The sequence below is a fragment of the Parasedimentitalea maritima genome, from assembly GCF_005771405.1.
Taxonomy (GTDB): Bacteria; Pseudomonadota; Alphaproteobacteria; order Rhodobacterales; family Rhodobacteraceae; genus Parasedimentitalea; species Parasedimentitalea maritima.
On sequence record NZ_VAUA01000001.1, the window covers coordinates 1 to 16,376 of the forward strand.

The following is a 16,376-nucleotide window of genomic DNA, read 5'->3' on the forward strand; positions in this document are numbered from 1 at the left end:
GTTGCTGGGTCTGCAGGGCCTTCAACCGAGCAGAGGCCTCTTCCATGTTGGTGTCGGTCATCGAACTAACACCCATTTTCATGGAGTCGGTTAGTTTGCTGACAAAATCACCCTGATCTTTCAGACGCGCGGTATCCGAACCGAGTGCAGCAGCACCATCAATGGCCACTGTCAGGAAACCTTCGATTTCTGTCAGCGCAGTTGCGGCGTCAGTCACGTTGGTGAAGGAGGTTAGGTTCGAAGCCAGGTCGATATCGGTTTCAAAATCTACAGTATCAACAGTGATTTCAGTTGCTGTTGGTGTACCCGTAGCACCAACCCGATCCAGTGATGCCAGAACACCCAATGATGTTGCGCCGTTGCCGTCAACGTCAGCAGCCAGAAGGTTGGCACCATTGAACTGTGCAGCACCGATAATGGCAGCAACCTGTGCAGCCTTTGCATCAATGTCGTTTTGGATCTTGGTGTGGTCGACGTTTTCAGACTGCGCTGAGACGATCAGTTCTTTGATTTCAGTTAGTTTTTCCACGATCTGTTCAGCACCGGCCGAAGCAACCGAAACAGTGGCTTCACCAACTGCCAGGCTTTCGGAGATGGCTTCAAAGCCTGCGATATCGGATTCCATTGTTTTCGAAATCGCCCATACAGCGGCGTTGTCGCTGGCGGATCCAACCCGCTTACCGGTGGAAATTTCGTTCTGAGCCTGTGTCAGGTTGTCGTTCACCGACTGCAGAGTCTGCAGAGCAACCATTGCACCATTGTTTGTCAGAATGCTGGTCATAGATACTATCCTTTGATTGCAGGGCGCTTTGGCCCCATCATATCTTGCCCCGTTGGGACATGGTTTGATGTCATTCTGACTGGTGCGTTCGGCCTCTAGCGTTCGCGCCACCCCGTCATCGAGGTGCAAGAACACACTGGCCTGATAGGTGCTAAGAGAGTGCTAATCTCAAAAAAGGCTTCCTTAGAATTTTTCCTAAATTGCTAAGATCAAGCGCGTTTTTCCAAACTGACACTTCCGCGGGTACCATAGCGAGTTCTACGACCTGCTTTGTCATAAACGTCCAAACCTTTGCGCACACGACGCAGTTCCGCCATGCGTGCTGCAACTGCACGGATCCCTTCCATCGCGCTATCCAGAAGAACCTGGTTGCGTGAAACTTTACCTTGGACCTGCGACAATGTTTCGTGCTCCAATTCACCGATAGCGTTCAGATCAGTAATCAGAGTTTCCTTTTTAGCAATCAGTCCACTCAATTTTGTTAGATCGCCGTTGACCAGAGCTTGGCGTTCTTGGTCTAGGATTGAATCAAGGTCATTGATCAGGGCTTGTGGGTTTTGGTCAGTCATTTTGAGCCTCCTTCATAGAGTTGTAGAGCGATTCGGCTAAGCCAATGCCGCCTGCTTGCGCCATTTGTTCCGCCTGAGCGCGGACTAGAAATGTAGAAAACTGGTCTTCACCAGAGCCGCCACCAAATGATTCGCGGCTTTCGCCCAATCCGGCTGACTTCAACATTTCCGCAAGAAACGTTGCTTCCAACTGTACTGCAGCTTTGCGCAAGGGGTCTTGCTGATCAGGCATTGGCTGATGTGACGTAGCCATTGAGGGCGAAATTGAGGCAGTGATATTGGGCATTGGGCGTCTCCGCGTGAATATCTACGAATTACGTCGATTTTTCTTAGACTGCGCCATAACCGGTTAAAATTACCGTAACCGGTTTGTGTAATTAAGGAGGGGTCGAGATAGAATGTCCGGAACAACATGCTTAAACATATACAATCAGGAACGGCTTTTGATGTGGTCAAAAGTTCAGTTGCGCCAAAGTCAAATTCGGCCAGTACTGGTGCGGATTTTCAAAATTTCTATTCAAAAACTGAAAAAAATCAGAATATTACTGGTGACGAAGTACAGCCAGAAGCTCTTGATCCTGAAACAGACCTGCCGATAGCGCCCCAAATTGATGAAGCCATCGATTCGTCAAAAGGTGAGGGCGCCGGTGCAAGTAATCTAGCAGAATCAAAATCCGACGCGGATGATGCTGGCACCACGGACACCGAGAACACAGTACCATTTGTCACAGTTCAAGAGCATTCGGCATCAACTGTGACCCGCTCCGCATTGTCGGTTGAGTCGAGTGAGGCTGGAAAGCAACGTGAGATCACCGGAGATACAACGAGCAAGGGCTCGGGAACTGTACAGGCGACCGCTACATCTACGCCAGCGTCTGTAACTGGTTCACAGTTGGATAAAGGTGACGCTACTGGGCCGAAGCCGGAACAAATTGTACGGCAAGATGCAACTCGGCAGTCGGGACAGCGCAGCGTTGCTGAGTTGCAATTGGCTACGGCACAGTCTGCAGCCAATGAGCAGCATCAAGCAGTGAAGTCTAGTGTTGCAGCAGAGCAGCAACAACAAAACATGGACCGGCTTAGGAACCGATTTGTGCCAGAAAAACAGACGGCATCTGTCAATTCCGCCCAACATACTGGAGAGGTTCGATCGTTTCCAACGATTACAAAGAATTCAGATGCAGTCGAAGCGGAAACTCCGCGGCAAAGGCGTTTTGCACAATCTGCTGACGGTGTGGAGGTTACTACCGGTGATAAGTTGTCCCGCCAGCCAACTGCGCCGACAAATATCGTTGTGACCCAAAATGCTGCTGCAGCGCAGCCCTCGATAGCGGGGCAAGCTGCAGTGAGTGATGCCGAGGTTTTGTTGGATCATTTCAACAAGAACCTAATGTTGGACCCTCTGTCATCAGAGCCTGCTGGGCTGTCTCAATTACTTACTGAGGCAGTGATGAGTCCGGGTACTGCGCACCGCCCGGAAACTCCGCGCCTGGTGGCGGCTCAACTCGCAACGGCCCTGGCAACCAAGGGAGAGCGAAATATTGATGTTGCCCTTAACCCAGAAGAATTGGGTCGAGTGAAAATGCGTGTAACAACCACTGATTCGTCGGTGATTGTGATGATCACGACAGAGCGACCCGAAACCGGCGATATGATGCGCCGCCATATCAATGAGCTCGCAGATGAGTTTCGCCAAATGGGATTTGAGGACATTTCCTTTGAATTTGGCGGTGAGGGCTTCGCTGGCCAGATGGGTGAGGGAGCCGAACAAGGCGCTTCGTTCGGCGGCGGGTCATCTGAAGCGAGTGACACTGATCCCCTCGCCAATAACGTTCCGGAGCCGGCACAGAAAAACCTTCGCCTGGGTGAAACCGGGCTGGATATGAGGATATAAATCAATGCCAACAGCAGTAAGTTCAGCCACACAAGTAGCGCAACAGTCCACTGCGGCAAATTCAGCCGTTACAGATGCGTCATCGTCTGACTATGAAACCTTTCTGAAGATGCTGACCGCACAAGCACGCTATCAGGATCCCTTGGAGCCGATGGATTCGTCCGAATATGCTGCCCAGCTTGCTCAGTTTTCAATGGTGGAACAGCAAGTTGAGAGCAATACATTGTTGGAAGCAATGGCTCAGCAAATGGGCTTAGCCAATATGGCTGCGATGTCTGGCTGGGTTGGGATGGAAGCGCGGGCTGCTGCGCCAGCTCATTTTGATGGTTCGACACCAATCACAGTTGCACCGAATCCGGCTGCTGCTTCTGATACTGTTCAGTTGGTGGTTATGGATTCTGACGGCAACGAAGTGCAACGTGTCCCCTTGCCTGTTTCCGCCGATCCCTATCAGTGGAACGGTCTGAACGATGAAGGCGACCCATTTGCTTCTGGAAACTATTCGTTCACGGTTGAAAGCATCAACAATGGTGAAGTTATCATGTCTGAAACTGCAGAAGTTTACACTCGCGTCCAAGAAACTCAGATGCAGGGTAACGATGTGGTCTTGATCCTTCAGGGCGGGTCAGCGATTTTGGCCTCGTCGGTAACGGCTTTGCGTAATCCAACCAGTTCTGGTTGAGGCAGGGGCGTTCCGATTACCTTTGCTTTCCTGAATTCAGGGAGGTGTTAATCGGAGCCTGTCCTGCAACCAGTGACCACTCAGAACGAAACTGATCTTTTTGCGCATTTACAATTGCGTGGACTGGAAGTTGAAAATCCCGAACGATTGTCCGGGGGGCGGTCAAACTGTGTTTGGCGAGCGGGTGAGATTGTCGTCAAACTGTATCTGAAATATGGTGAAAATCCTCTGTTTGCCAACGATCCTAAGCGCGAGAGGGCTAGTTTATCTGCCTTGGCGGGCACCGGTATGGTGCCACGGCTACTGGATGCCGGAGTATTTAATGATCATCACTGGTTGGCATACTCCCATATTGAGGGTTCCATCTGGCAGTCGGGAACACCTCATGTTGCGCAACTACTGGGGCGACTACACGACCAACCTAGATTTGCTGATTTGCCCGGCGGATGCAACGGAAGCACTAGCCTAGCGGCGCAAACGCGGGCGATTTTGGCGCGTTGCAAAACTACAGGGCACCTGCAGCATCTGTCGCCAGTTGGGCAAGTTGCACCGCTTGAAAAACGGACACTAATTCACGGTGATCCGGTGCCGGGTAATCTGCTGGAACATGATGGTACCCTAACTCTGATCGATTGGCAGTGTCCTCAACTCGGTGATCCAGCAGAAGACCTGGCTCTATTTCTCTCCCCTGCGATGCAGCTTCTGTATCGGGGGCACCCACTTACGCTGGCAGAAGAAAACGATTTTGTTGCGGCGTATCCAGACCGGCGCGTGGTGGAGCGGCTGAAGTATTTAAAGCCCTGGTTTCATTGGAGAATGGCGGCGTATTGCCAGTGGAAAGCAGAATTGGGCGGCAACCGAGACCAAGAGGCAATGCTGCTAGAGCTGGATGCGCTTCAATCCATCAGCCCTAAGGCAACATAGGCTGGCGGCATCAATAGCCGCCGGGCCCGTCCCAGCGGAAATTTCGGCATAGATTGGACCGCTTTGGAATAGGGCATATCGGGCACTCGCCCTTGTACCAAATTTGCCAACAAACGACCGGCATATGTGCCCATCGCAACGCCGTTTCCGTGATAGCATAATCCGGCAAACATACCTGGCATTTCAGGCACTGGCCCTACATAGGGTACCAAATTTCGTGACAAGCAGACCATTCCCGACCAGCAGTGGGTGGTTTCGACAGAGCTCCAAGCGGGAAACATCTTTTCAAAGTCATGGCGTAAGTGACGACGAATTGAAGCTTCAGCGCGGCCAGATGACATCAGCCCCCCACGCATCCCAAACAAAAACCTGCGGTTGGGCATCAGTCTGAAGTAATGCAGCAGGTTTCGACTGTCGTAAGCCATCTGATCGCTGAACCAGCCCTGTGCTTGAAGTTCGTCCTCAGTCAACACGCGTGTCACCATTGCGGTGGATTGGGTGGGCATATAGCGCCCCGCCAACCAAGGCGGAAGATCTTCTGACGAATAGCCATTGGTGGCGATAACCACCTGCCCAGCTCGCAATACACCCTTTGGGGTCGTGACTACAAAGCTTTCACCATTTTTGGATATTTTGGTGGCAGGGCTATGCTGAAACAGGTTTGCGCCCGCTGATTTGGCGGCTTGAGCCAATCCGAACAGGTATTTCCGAGGGTTCATCCCAAAGCCAACAGGTGTGGTGAGTGCCCCATAAAAAGGGCCATTTAGTCCATGCTCAGCCAGTTGATCCTTCTCGAGAAGCTCGACTGGTTCGCCAGCCTGAGTCATCGCGTGGGCTTCGACCCTCAAACGGTTCATCGCTTTGGACGAATGTGCCAATTGAGTTTCGCCGTGTGAATGCGTTTCAGCCTCGATCCCATGGGTGTCGAGCAACTGCCGGACCAGATTAACAGCGGCCACCTCACTCGCCTCGTAAGTTTCAGCAGCTTGAATGCCGAACCGACGACGGAGTGCGGTACCGCTCAGTTTGGAGCCACCCATACAACAAAAGCCACCATTGCGCCCTGATGCGCCCCAGCCAGGGGATTCTGCCTCTAAAACGGCAACGTTGGTGCCGTCTTGAGCCAAGTGCAATGCAGCCGATAAGCCAGTAAAACCACCGCCTACAATTGCGACATCGACCTTTTCCTCGCCACACTGGACTGGCCAGTTGGGCGCTTCGATGGTTTGATCCCACCAGCAACTATCCCGTGGGCCGGGCCCATAAGCGTAATCGGAATAGATGCGCCGCATCAGCTCCGCACCGCTTCCTGTTCTTCACGTTTTTGCCGCACCATCTGATGTTTGGTGATCAGGGAGGCAGTGATTACGCCGAAGGTGACGATCGCAATCATAATGGTCGACAGCGCGTTAATTTCTGGGGAGACGCCTAGTCGTACGGCTGAGAAGATGCGGATGGGTAAGGTCGTTGCCGAAGGCCCTGTGGTAAATGAAGCAATCACCAGATCATCAAGTGACAAGGTGAACGCCAACAACCAGCCAGAAATTACGGCCGGAGCAATGATCGGTAGAGTGACCAACCGGAATGCTTGGGCTGCTGAACAGCCAAGATCCAATGCCGCCTCTTCCAGAGATCGATCAAACGTTACAAGTCGAGATGATACCACGACAGAGACATAGCACATCGAAAATGTACTATGGGCCAGTACAATAGTCAGGACGCCGCGATCTAGACCAATGCCGATGAACAGTAACAATAGGGAGAGGCCGGTTATCACCTCGGGCATCACCAGCGGCGCGTAAATCATGCCAGAAAACAGCGTCCGGCCCATGAAACGGCCACCACGTACCAGTACGTACGCGGCCATTGTGCCTAACACCGTTGCAATGGTTGACGAAAATACGGCGACTTTGATGGTCACCCACGCGGCATTAAGAAACGCTTCGTTATGAAGCAGTTCACCATACCATTTGGTCGAAAACCCAGCCCAGACAGTGACCAGCTTGCTTTCGTTAAAGCTAAAAATGATCAGGATGATCATTGGGATATAGAGAAAGGCGAACCCAAGGGTCAGCGAGACCACATTAAACCAGCTCGTTTTATTCATTGCTCGGCCTCCTGCTGTTTCTGCTGATTGCGTTGGAACAGTACGATGGGGATGATCAAGATCAGCAGGAGAATTACTGCTACAGCGCTTGCCACTGGCCAGTCCCGGTTTGAGAAGAATTCTTCCCACAAAACTTTGCCGATCATTAGCGAGTTAGAGCCGCCCAGTAGGGATGGGATCACAAATTCACCAAGCGTCGGAATGAATACAAGGAAGCACCCTGCAATAATGCCGGTTTTTGACAGTGGAATTGTTACCAACCAAAACGCGGTCAATCTGGAACAACCCAGATCTTCTGCGGCCTCAATCAGTGATCCATCCAGGCGCTCCAGTGCTGAATAAATCGGTAGAATCATGAACGGCAGGTAGGTGTAGACAATGCCAATATAGACGGCTGTATTGGTGTTGAGAATAATGAGCGGCGTGTCGATGATGCCGGTCCAGAGCAGGAATTGGTTCAAAAAACCTTCGTTGCTGAGAATGCCCATCCAAGCATAAACCCGAATCAGGAAAGAAGTCCAAAAAGGCAGGATTACCAACATCATCAGGGTCGGGCGCCACTCTGAAGAAGCTCGTGCCATCCCGTAGGCCATCGGATAGCCCACCAATAGAGTCAGAATCGTCGACACAGTCGCGATCTTGAGGGAGCTGAGATAGGCCTTCCAATACAGGTCATCTTCGGTCAGGAAGGTGAAATTTTCAAAATCCAACTGGCTGAAGTAAGTTCCTATCCCTTCTGCCCAACTGAATTTCGGTACATAGGGTGGGATTGCCAATGCTGCGTCGGACAGTGAAATTTTTACCACAATCACAAATGGCACTAAAAATAGCAGCAACAACCAAGCAAAGGGCGGGGCGATCAGGAAAAAGCGTCGCATCAACTTGCCAGTAGAACGCCTGCCGTGGCGGTCCAGGACAGCCAGACAGTGTCTTCCCATGTATAGCTGCGGCGCGATATCCGCCGGGTGTTTGCAGCCTGTGCCTTAATCACCTCTCCCGAAGGCAGTTCGACATGGTAGGTTGAGATATTGCCGAGATAGGCAATGTCGAGAACTCTACCCTGAACCGTATTGGCGGCACCTTCAGGTTTGTCAGTTGAAATCGCGACTTTTTCTGGACGGATCGCCAAGTGGCATTTCTGTCCGTCTGAGAACGACACACTTGAGGTGGCCTTCAATGGCGCCAGGCCATCAGCCCAATCGATCGAATATGAATCTTCACCAGCGGCACTGGTGGTGCCCTCAATGATGTTCACATCGCCAATAAAATCGGCGACATAGACGGAGTTAGGTGTTTCATAAATGCGATCAGGTGTTGCCACTTGGATGATCTTACCGTGATCCATCACCGCCACCCGACTGGCAACTGTCATCGCTTCTTCCTGGTCGTGCGTGACTATCACAAAAGTCGTGCCGGTTTTCTCTTGAATATCCATCAGTTCAAACTGGGTTTCCTGGCGCAGCTTTTTGTCAAGCGCACCTAAAGGTTCGTCTAGCAGCAGTAACTTGGGAGCTTTGGCTAAAGAGCGTGCAAGTGCCACCCTTTGACGCTGACCTCCCGAAATTTGATGTGGCTTGCGGCGGGCAAATTGTTCAAGACGAGTTAGCCGTAGCATTTCGTCAACGCGGTTGTTGATGTCAGGTTTGGCCATACCTTCGCGTTTCAAGCCAAAGGCAATATTTTCCCATATTGAGAGGTGTGGAAACAGGGCATAGGACTGGAACATCATATTGGTGGCGCGCTTGTTCGGTGGAACTGGAGCGATGTCCTGACCGGCAAGTAGAATTTTACCAGTTGTGGGCGTTTCAAACCCCGCAAGCATCCGCATTAGGGTGGTTTTACCACAGCCAGATGGACCCAGAAGCGCATAGAATTCGCGCTCATAAATGTCGATGGTCAGATTATCGATGGCCGTAAATTCACCAAATTTTTTGGTAACGTTCTGGAAATGGATCAGCGGTTTTTCCTGCGGATCGTCCCAGGGTTCGAATTCAACAGTAGTCAAGCCAGGTCCCTTCCTGCGCGCACAGAATCCTGCGCATTATTTGGTGCAGTTAGTGCGGCAGGGCACAAAAAAGTGCCCTGCCGTATTTTGCAATCCGAATCAGATGCCGGATTTGATCTTGGTCCACATGCGAGTGACTTTGCGCTGTACTTTGACCGGGTAGGGGCGGGTGGTGTACAGGTTCTGCAACGTCGCTTCGTCTGGATAGATAGCTGGATCACCGATCACGTCTTCTTCCAGCATTGGCTGGCTCGCCTTGTTGCCGTTGGCGTAATAGACGTAGTTGGATGCAGCAGCCATGTTACCTGCGTCCATGATAAAGTTCAGGAACTTATGTGCAGCTTCGGGGTTAGGTGCGTCCACGGGAATGGCCATTTGGTCAAACCACATCAGTGCGCCTTCACTGGGGGCATTATAGGCAATCTCGACCCCATTATCGGCCTCGGCAGCACGATCACGAGCCTGAAGGATATCACCAGACCAGCCGATCGCTACACAGATGTCGCCATTGGCCAGAGCATTGATGTACTCCGAGCTGTGGAATTTTTGTACATACGGGCGTATTGCCGATAGAACGGGTTCGGCTTTGGCAATTACATCCGGGTCCTGGCTGTCGGGATCTTCACCGATGTAAGCTAGAGCGGCCGGAATGATTTCGGATGGAGCGTCCAGAAAATGCACGCCGCAATTCGCCAGCTTTTCCATATTTGCCGGATCGAATACTAACGATAGCGATCCAACCGGCGCGTCATCACCCAGGGCTTCTGCTACCTTGGCTGTGTTGATGCCGATGCCGGTGGTGCCCCACATGTAGTTGATCGAATGTGCATTGTCGGGGTCGTATTGGGCAGTGCGTTTTTCGATTACATCCCACATGTTTTCAGAGTTTGACAGTTTGGCCATATCAAGCGGTTGGAACGCGCCGGCGATGATTTGACGCTGTAGGAACGTGCCAGATGGCACTACAACATCATAACCGGAGCCGCCCGCAAGCATTTTGGTCTCTAGCACCTCGTTACTGTCGAACACGTCATAAATCAGCTTGATGCCTGTTTCTGCTTCAAACTTGGTCAACAACTCTTCGTCGATATAGTCGGACCAGTTGTAAACGCGGACCTCTTCGGCGGTGGCAGCAGCGCTGCTCAGAGCGACGATGGCGGTCAATGTCATCGTTTTGAGTGTCATGAGTATCTCCCTGTGCGTGCCGGTTTTGCGATCCGGCTGGAAGGATTTGATCAAGTTTTGCCTCTTTCGGCAATAGTGTTTATGTTTCCACTACCGGCAATTTCGCGCAAGCTGGTCAAAATTGAGAAGGAAACGCTACTGTGAGACCACCCAATAGTCAGCCCTCAGAGGCGTCGGGTAGTGGGGCCAAAGCCCCCGCGCATGAGACAGTTTATCAAACATTGCGTAAGCAGATTCTGTTTGGTGATTTTGCACCCGGTCAGGCCGTCACAATCCAAGGTTTGACAGGATCTCTGAACGTTGGAATGACGCCTGTACGTGAGGCGATCAGAAGGTTGATTTCGGATGGTGCATTGGTCTTTCAAGGCAATCGCCGTGTATCAGTTCCGATCCTATGTGCCAGCGATATAGATGAGCTAAATTACGCAAGAAAAACAATAGAATGTGAGATTGCACGCCGCGCCACCTCACGCGTATCACCTGAAGACATACTAGAGCTACAGGCGATAGATGATGCTCTGGATCGGGCTATATCGACGGGAGATGTGGCGGGTTATCTAGCCCAAAACTATCGCTTCCATACAGTACTCTATAGCCATGCGGATGCCCCAGTCCTGACGGACCTAGCGGATCGACTTTGGCTTCGATTCGGGCCGTCTCTCCGGGTGGTTTGCGGACGCTTCGGAACCCAGAGTTTCCCAGACCGCCACAAAGACATTCTTGAAGCGTTGCGGAAGGCAGATTCTGAATTGGCGGCTTTGGCGATGGGACGCGACGTTGCGCAGGGCATGGAGCAGGTAAGTCTGGGTCTGGATGAAGGTAACTGATTCGATTGACTCTGGATAATTTGATCATATTCTTGGGGCAGTCTCTGAAATAGGAGTTCATCTGATGAACGCAATCACCAATCATTTGCCCACCGCCGAACTGCAGGCTTTGGATGCGGCTCACCATATGCACCCGTTTACAGCCAACGCTGAGCTGGCTGAGAAGGGTGCGCGCGTTATTACCCGTGCGAGCGGCATCACCCTCACTGATAGTGAAGGTAATGAGATCCTCGACGCAATGGCCGGCCTTTGGTGTGTGAACATCGGCTATGGCCGTGATGAGTTGGCTGATGTCGCGGCACGTCAGATGCGCGAACTGCCTTATTATAATACCTTTTTCATGACCACCCATGCGCCGGTGATTGCGTTAGCCGCAAAAATTGCCGAACTGGCGCCGGGTGATTTGAACCACGTCTTTTTTGCTGGCTCCGGTTCTGAAGCTAATGACACCAATATCCGTATGGTGCGCCACTACTGGGCAGAAAAGGGCAAGCCAACCAAGTCAGTCATCATTAGCCGCAACAATGCTTACCATGGCTCGTCCGTAGGCAGCGGTTCATTGGGCGGCATGAGTGGTATGCATGCTCAGGGTGGACTCCCGATCCCGGATATCCACCATATCGAACAGCCGCATTGGTGGGCCGAAGGGGGGGATATGGACCCCGAAGAGTTCGGTTTGCTGCGTGCCCAAGAGCTCGAAAAGGCAATTCTGGAGCTGGGCGAAGAGCGCGTCGCAGCCTTTATCGCCGAGCCGGTGCAAGGAGCTGGAGGTGTGATTGTACCGCCTGCCAGCTACTGGCCGGAAATTCAGCGGATCTGCGACAAGTATGAGATCCTGTTGATTGCGGATGAGGTGATTTGTGGATTCGGGCGTACAGGCAACTGGTTTGGATGCCAGACAATGGGCATCCGTCCCGACATCATGACCATCGCGAAAGGGCTTAGCTCGGGCTATGCGCCCATTGGCGGTTCAGTTGTCAGTGATGACGTTGCAGCAGTCATTGGTGCTGGTGAATTCAATCACGGGTACACCTATTCGGGTCATCCGGTTGCAGCAGCAGTCGCACTGGAAAACCTGCGCATTCTGGAGGAGGAGGGCATTGTTGACCATGTTCGCGACGTGGCGGCGCCTTACCTCAAGGAAAAGTGGGAAGCTCTAGCTGATCATCCATTGGTTGGTGAAGCGAAAATAGTCGGGATGATGGGTTCCATCGCTTTGGTTCCGAACAAAGATAGCCGCGCTCCCTTTGCCGAAGCTGGTACTGCTGGGTTCATATGTCGTGAGCGATGCTTTGCCAACAATCTGGTGATGCGTCATGTCGGTGACAGAATGATCATCTCGCCACCTTTGGTGATCACTCCTGCAGAAATTGACGTGTTGATTTCTCGTGCACGTAAGGCGCTGGATGAATGTTACGCTGAGTTGCAGAAGCGAGATCTTCTTAACGCTGGCTAAAGGCCGTTCGCATTGAGTTTTTCGGCATAGAGCCCAAAACAAGCGCCCTTCAATTTGTTTCTGGAATGGAGGGCGCTTGTCGCCTCATTGGTACGGTCACGCAAAAATTCAATTGTTCATTTTGAAAAAAGGGCGCAAACATAGAGAATTCAGGCGCTATCGGGGCAATGCAAAGTTACGTGGTACCTAAAATAATAATCGGATCATCCGGTTGCATACCAATGAACAGGTATGTTTACATGTAATACGACAAGTGCAGAGCCAATCTGCCGGACCGTAAAAACCAGGGAGTGTGATTTGGCTGATGCGTCAAACCATGATGCGTTCGTAGAGTTCGAACGTGTCCAAAAGAGTTACGACGGCGAGAATCTTGTCGTTAAAGATCTTAATTTATCCATGCCCAAGGGCGAATTTTTGACAATGCTTGGGCCATCAGGTTCGGGCAAAACTACTTGCCTGATGATGCTTGCTGGTTTTGAAACGGCTACTCATGGCGACATTCGTCTGGGCGGCACATCAATCAACAACATCCCACCGCACAAGCGCGGTATTGGCATGGTGTTCCAAAACTACGCCTTGTTCCCTCACATGACGATTGCAGAGAACCTTAGCTTTCCTCTGGAAGTGCGCAAATTGGGTAAGTCCGAGCGCGAAGAAAAAGTGATGCGGGCGCTGGATATGGTGGAAATGGGAGCCTTTGGCGGTCGTCGCCCGGCTCAGCTATCAGGTGGCCAACAACAGCGAATCGCACTTGCGCGTGCACTGGTTTTTGAACCTGAGTTGGTTTTGATGGATGAACCGCTGGGCGCTCTGGACAAGCAGCTGCGCGAAAAAATGCAGTTTGAAATCACACACCTCGCGCACCGTCTTGGGATTACCGTGGTTTATGTGACCCACGACCAAACCGAAGCTCTGACGATGTCAGATCGGGTTGCAGTGTTTGAAGATGGCCGCATTCAGCAGCTGGCACCGCCAGATAAATTGTACGAAGAGCCTCAGAACAGCTTTGTTGCTCAGTTTATTGGTGAGAATAACACTCTCGAAGGTGTGGTGAAGGAGATCAACGACGGCGTTGCTCTAGTCCAGTTGGATAATGGTGATCTGATCGACGCGAAGCCGATCAATGTTTCCCAACCCGGCGAACGTACCCGTGTTTCCATCCGACCTGAACGTGTTGAGTTCAATAAAGATCGGATGCCAGAAGGCGCCCATACGCTCAAAGCGGAGGTGATGGAGTTCATTTACATGGGCGACATTTTCCGTACCCGCTTGCGGGTTGCAGGCAAAGACGATTTCTTTGTCAAAACCCGAAACGCACCCGATCAAGTGCGTCTGACTCCCGGCCAAGAGATAGAAATTGGTTGGCTGGCCGAAGATTGCCGTGCACTGGACGCTTAATCCAGAAATGGTTGAACTCCCGGCGACTAATGACCGGGAGCCAATAAATACACGAACAAGATTTAACAAGGAGAGAGTCCAAATGAAACTCACCAAACTGTCTGCCCTAGTGGCATCGACCGCGCTTTGCGCGCCGATGGCAATGGCCGAGGACATGGCCAATGAACTGACCATCGTATCTTGGGGTGGTTCTTATTCTGCGTCACAGAAAAACGCTTATCATGACCCCTATACCGCTGAAACTGGCGTAAAGATCATCAACGATGAAAGCTCGGCAGAAGCTGTGGCCAAAATTCGTGCGATGAACGAAGCTGGCAATGTTACTTGGGATGTTGTTGATGTTGTTGCATCTGATGCGATGCGTCTGTGTGACGAAGGTCTTGCTGATGAGATCGACCACGACGAAGTCCTGGCTGCCGCACCTGATGGTACCCCAGCCTCCGAAGACTTTGGCAACCTGATCGTTTCTGAGTGCTTCGTTCCTCAGATCGTGTATTCGACCACTTTCGGTTACCGCACCGATTTGGTTGGTGACACTGCTCCAACTTCGGTTTGTGCCATCTTTGATCTCGATGCTTATCCAGGTAAGCGTTCGCTGCAAAAACGCCCAATCGATAACATGGAGTGGGCTCTGTACTGCGACGGCGTTGCCAAAGAAGATCTTTATGATGTTCTGAGCACCAAAGAAGGTGTTGCACGTGGCCTGGCCAAGCTCGACACCATCAAAGACCAGGTTGTCTGGTGGACTGCTGGCGCAGAAACTCCACAGCTGCTGGCTGACGGCGAAGTTGTAATGGGTTCGACCTTCAACGGTCGTTTGTTCTCAGCGATTGCTGAGCAGGATCAGCCAATCGGAATGCTGTGGGACATGCAGTCGTTTGACTTGGACGGTTGGATCATTCCAGCAGGTCTGAGCCCTGAGCGTAAAGCTCGTGCTCTGCACTACCTCAACTACGCAACAGACACTCAGCGTCTGGCTGACCAGGCCAAATACATCTCGTACGGTCCGGCTCGTGCTTCTTCGGCTCCATTGGTTGGTAAGCACGCGGAACTGGGTATCGACATGGCGCCACATATGCCAACAGATCCAGCAAATGCGACTAACGTGCACACCTATGACTACGAATGGTGGGCAGACAACCGTGACGATCTGGATGCGAAATTCCAGGCATGGTTGGCCAAGTAATTTCCACTTGAGTTGACATCGGGACGGGGCTTGCCTGTACGGCAGGTAGGCCCCTCCCCACCAAAAAAAACCGACGGGGACCCCGACATGAGCGACACCACTCAAAACGGTTCGGTTCTGGCTGCTGATGGCACACCGCTGAAGCGCAGCTTGGCCCGCGCACTGCGGCGACAGAAAATCCGCGCATTGTTGCTGATCGCACCTCTGCTGCTGTTTGTTATGCTGACTTTCATTATGCCGATTGGGGACATGCTGTTCCGGTCGGTTGAGAACGACATTGTTTCTAAGACATTGCCGCGCACAGTTGTGGCACTTAGGGACTGGGACGCCAACAGTGGCGAAGCCCCCGGCGAAGAAGTTTTTACTGCTTTGGCAGCTGATCTACAGATCGCGGCAGAAGCTAAACTACACACACGTGTTGGCTCACGCCTGAACTATGAAACACCGGGGATCTCGTCGTTGTTTCGTAAAGCAGGCCGTAAAGTCAAAAAATGGGATGTCGAAAATGATGGCCCATTTAAGGAGCAATTTCTAGAAATCCACAAAGGTTGGGGCGATCCTGACGTTTGGCGCACCATTCAGACCTACTCGCCCAAGTTCACAAACGGCTACTTCCTTAACGCTGCAGATCTACAAAAAGGGGCTGATGGCCCTGAGTGGCGCCCTGAGGATGAGCAGATATACTGGTTGCTGTTCAAGCGTACGATGTTCATGTCGATGGTCATCACCATTAGCTGTATCGTTCTAGCTTATCCCGTAGCCTGGATACTGGCAAACCTGCCTGCTCGCAGTGCAAACTTATTGATGATCCTTGTCCTTCTTCCGTTTTGGACATCGCTATTGGTGCGGACTTCCGCTTGGAAAGTGATGTTGCAGCAGCAGGGTGTGATCAATGAAACTCTGGTTTGGCTTGGGTTAGTTGCTGATGACGCCCGCCTGGTCATGATCAATAACCAGTTTGGTACGATTGTGGCCATGACACATATCCTTCTGCCATTTATGATATTGCCGATGTATTCGGTGATGCAGACCATTCAACCGACCTATCTTCGTGCGGCAAAATCTCTGGGAGCGACCAACTGGACTGCGTTCTGGCGAGTTTATTTCCCTCAATCGATACCGGGTATTGGCGCGGGTTCGATCCTCGTGTTCATCCTTTCCATCGGGTACTACATCACCCCTGAATTGGTCGGTGGTACCAAAGGTGTCTTCATTTCCAACCGGATTGCCTTCCACATCTCGTCCTCGCTCAACTGGGGTCTGGCTGCGGCGTTGGGTGCTATCCTGCTGGCGGTGGTTCTGGTCCTGTACTGGGCCTATGACAAAATTGTCGGCATCGACAATGTGAAACTGGGATAAAAC

16 protein-coding genes are annotated in these 16,376 nt (G+C 51.8%); 8 read left to right on the forward strand and 8 right to left on the reverse strand.

What is annotated here, in order from left to right:
- From FEE96_RS00005 to FEE96_RS00015, 3 genes are all read right to left on the reverse strand, one after another.
- Nucleotides 1–781: flagellin N-terminal helical domain-containing protein (locus FEE96_RS00005; protein ID WP_138160861.1), on the reverse strand; the 781-nt coding region annotated here is incomplete at its 3' end.
- Between the two features lie 209 nt (nucleotides 782–990).
- Complete coding sequence (locus tag FEE96_RS00010) at nucleotides 991–1,350, reverse strand: flagellar export chaperone FlgN (protein ID WP_138160863.1); 360 nt, start codon at nucleotides 1,348–1,350, stop codon at nucleotides 991–993.
- Nucleotides 1,343–1,636, reverse strand: a complete 294-nt coding sequence (locus FEE96_RS00015) for a rod-binding protein (RefSeq protein WP_425467291.1) — start codon at nucleotides 1,634–1,636, stop codon at nucleotides 1,343–1,345. The genes FEE96_RS00010 and FEE96_RS00015 overlap by 8 nt, the downstream gene beginning before the upstream one ends.
- Before the next feature lie 126 nt (nucleotides 1,637–1,762).
- Here FEE96_RS00015 and fliK point away from each other — a divergent pair, with 126 nt between their 5' ends.
- The 3 genes from fliK (at nucleotide 1,763) to FEE96_RS00030 (ending at nucleotide 4,850) form a co-directional block, all read left to right on the forward strand.
- Complete coding sequence (gene fliK / locus FEE96_RS00020; protein WP_138160865.1) at nucleotides 1,763–3,244, forward strand: flagellar hook-length control protein FliK; 1,482 nt, start codon at nucleotides 1,763–1,765, stop codon at nucleotides 3,242–3,244.
- A gap of 4 nt (nucleotides 3,245–3,248) precedes the next feature.
- Nucleotides 3,249–3,926 (forward strand): flagellar hook capping FlgD N-terminal domain-containing protein, encoded by a 678-nt coding sequence (locus FEE96_RS00025; protein WP_138160867.1) that lies wholly within the window; start codon nucleotides 3,249–3,251, stop codon nucleotides 3,924–3,926.
- A 72-nt stretch (nucleotides 3,927–3,998) separates the two neighbouring features.
- Nucleotides 3,999–4,850, forward strand: a complete 852-nt coding sequence (locus FEE96_RS00030; protein ID WP_246079226.1) for a phosphotransferase family protein — start codon at nucleotides 3,999–4,001, stop codon at nucleotides 4,848–4,850.
- On the opposite strand, the gene FEE96_RS00035 is transcribed toward FEE96_RS00030, so the two are convergent.
- From FEE96_RS00035 to FEE96_RS00055, 5 genes are all read right to left on the reverse strand, one after another.
- Complete coding sequence (locus FEE96_RS00035) at nucleotides 4,823–6,142, reverse strand: NAD(P)/FAD-dependent oxidoreductase (RefSeq protein ID WP_171021573.1); 1,320 nt, start codon at nucleotides 6,140–6,142, stop codon at nucleotides 4,823–4,825. The genes FEE96_RS00030 and FEE96_RS00035 overlap by 28 nt on opposite strands.
- Entirely contained in the window at nucleotides 6,142–6,957 is an 816-nt protein-coding gene (locus FEE96_RS00040; protein WP_138160871.1) for an ABC transporter permease, read from the reverse strand. The genes FEE96_RS00035 and FEE96_RS00040 overlap by 1 nt, the downstream gene beginning before the upstream one ends.
- Nucleotides 6,954–7,835, reverse strand: a complete 882-nt coding sequence (locus FEE96_RS00045) for an ABC transporter permease subunit (RefSeq protein ID WP_138160873.1) — start codon at nucleotides 7,833–7,835, stop codon at nucleotides 6,954–6,956. The genes FEE96_RS00040 and FEE96_RS00045 overlap by 4 nt, the downstream gene beginning before the upstream one ends.
- Nucleotides 7,835–8,962 (reverse strand): ABC transporter ATP-binding protein, encoded by a 1,128-nt coding sequence (locus FEE96_RS00050; RefSeq protein WP_138160875.1) that lies wholly within the window; start codon nucleotides 8,960–8,962, stop codon nucleotides 7,835–7,837. Before FEE96_RS00050 ends, FEE96_RS00045 begins: the two co-directional genes overlap by 1 nt.
- A 99-nt stretch (nucleotides 8,963–9,061) precedes the next feature.
- A complete protein-coding gene (locus FEE96_RS00055; RefSeq protein WP_138160877.1) occupies nucleotides 9,062–10,147 on the reverse strand; it encodes a polyamine ABC transporter substrate-binding protein in 1,086 nt (361 codons plus the stop codon).
- Between the two features lie 140 nt (nucleotides 10,148–10,287).
- On the opposite strand from FEE96_RS00055, the gene FEE96_RS00060 reads away from it, so the two are divergent.
- From FEE96_RS00060 to FEE96_RS00080, 5 genes are all read left to right on the forward strand, one after another.
- The gene (locus FEE96_RS00060) at nucleotides 10,288–10,974 is read left to right on the forward strand and encodes a GntR family transcriptional regulator (protein WP_138160879.1); all 687 of its coding nucleotides are present in this window, start codon (nucleotides 10,288–10,290) and stop codon (nucleotides 10,972–10,974) included.
- 64 nt (nucleotides 10,975–11,038) lie between these two features.
- Nucleotides 11,039–12,430, forward strand: a complete 1,392-nt coding sequence (locus tag FEE96_RS00065) for an aspartate aminotransferase family protein (RefSeq protein WP_138160881.1) — start codon at nucleotides 11,039–11,041, stop codon at nucleotides 12,428–12,430.
- A 297-nt stretch (nucleotides 12,431–12,727) separates the two neighbouring features.
- Complete coding sequence (locus tag FEE96_RS00070) at nucleotides 12,728–13,828, forward strand: ABC transporter ATP-binding protein (RefSeq protein WP_138160883.1); 1,101 nt, start codon at nucleotides 12,728–12,730, stop codon at nucleotides 13,826–13,828.
- A gap of 82 nt (nucleotides 13,829–13,910) precedes the next feature.
- Nucleotides 13,911–15,014, forward strand: a complete 1,104-nt coding sequence (locus FEE96_RS00075; RefSeq protein WP_138160885.1) for an extracellular solute-binding protein — start codon at nucleotides 13,911–13,913, stop codon at nucleotides 15,012–15,014.
- An 87-nt stretch (nucleotides 15,015–15,101) separates the two neighbouring features.
- Entirely contained in the window at nucleotides 15,102–16,373 is a 1,272-nt protein-coding gene (locus tag FEE96_RS00080; protein WP_138160887.1) for an ABC transporter permease, read from the forward strand.
- Nucleotides 16,374–16,376 lie beyond the last annotated feature (3 nt).

What these genes read in the sequence shown, in the direction of transcription:
- FEE96_RS00010 (WP_138160863.1), bottom strand. Translation starts at nt 1,350, where the DNA reads ATGACTGACCAAAACCCACAAGCCCTGATCAATGACCTTGATTCAATC.
- FEE96_RS00015 (WP_425467291.1), bottom strand. Translation starts at nt 1,636, where the DNA reads ATGCCCAATATCACTGCCTCAATTTCGCCCTCAATGGCTACGTCACAT.
- fliK (WP_138160865.1), top strand. Translation starts at nt 1,763, where the DNA reads ATGCTTAAACATATACAATCAGGAACGGCTTTTGATGTGGTCAAAAGT.
- FEE96_RS00025 (WP_138160867.1), top strand. Translation starts at nt 3,249, where the DNA reads ATGCCAACAGCAGTAAGTTCAGCCACACAAGTAGCGCAACAGTCCACT.
- FEE96_RS00035 (WP_171021573.1), bottom strand. Translation starts at nt 6,142, where the DNA reads ATGCGGCGCATCTATTCCGATTACGCTTATGGGCCCGGCCCACGGGAT.
- FEE96_RS00040 (WP_138160871.1), bottom strand. Translation starts at nt 6,957, where the DNA reads ATGAATAAAACGAGCTGGTTTAATGTGGTCTCGCTGACCCTTGGGTTC.
- FEE96_RS00045 (WP_138160873.1), bottom strand. Translation starts at nt 7,835, where the DNA reads ATGCGACGCTTTTTCCTGATCGCCCCGCCCTTTGCTTGGTTGTTGCTG.
- FEE96_RS00055 (WP_138160877.1), bottom strand. Translation starts at nt 10,147, where the DNA reads ATGACACTCAAAACGATGACATTGACCGCCATCGTCGCTCTGAGCAGC.
- FEE96_RS00065 (WP_138160881.1), top strand. Translation starts at nt 11,039, where the DNA reads ATGAACGCAATCACCAATCATTTGCCCACCGCCGAACTGCAGGCTTTG.
- FEE96_RS00075 (WP_138160885.1), top strand. Translation starts at nt 13,911, where the DNA reads ATGAAACTCACCAAACTGTCTGCCCTAGTGGCATCGACCGCGCTTTGC.
- FEE96_RS00080 (WP_138160887.1), top strand. Translation starts at nt 15,102, where the DNA reads ATGAGCGACACCACTCAAAACGGTTCGGTTCTGGCTGCTGATGGCACA.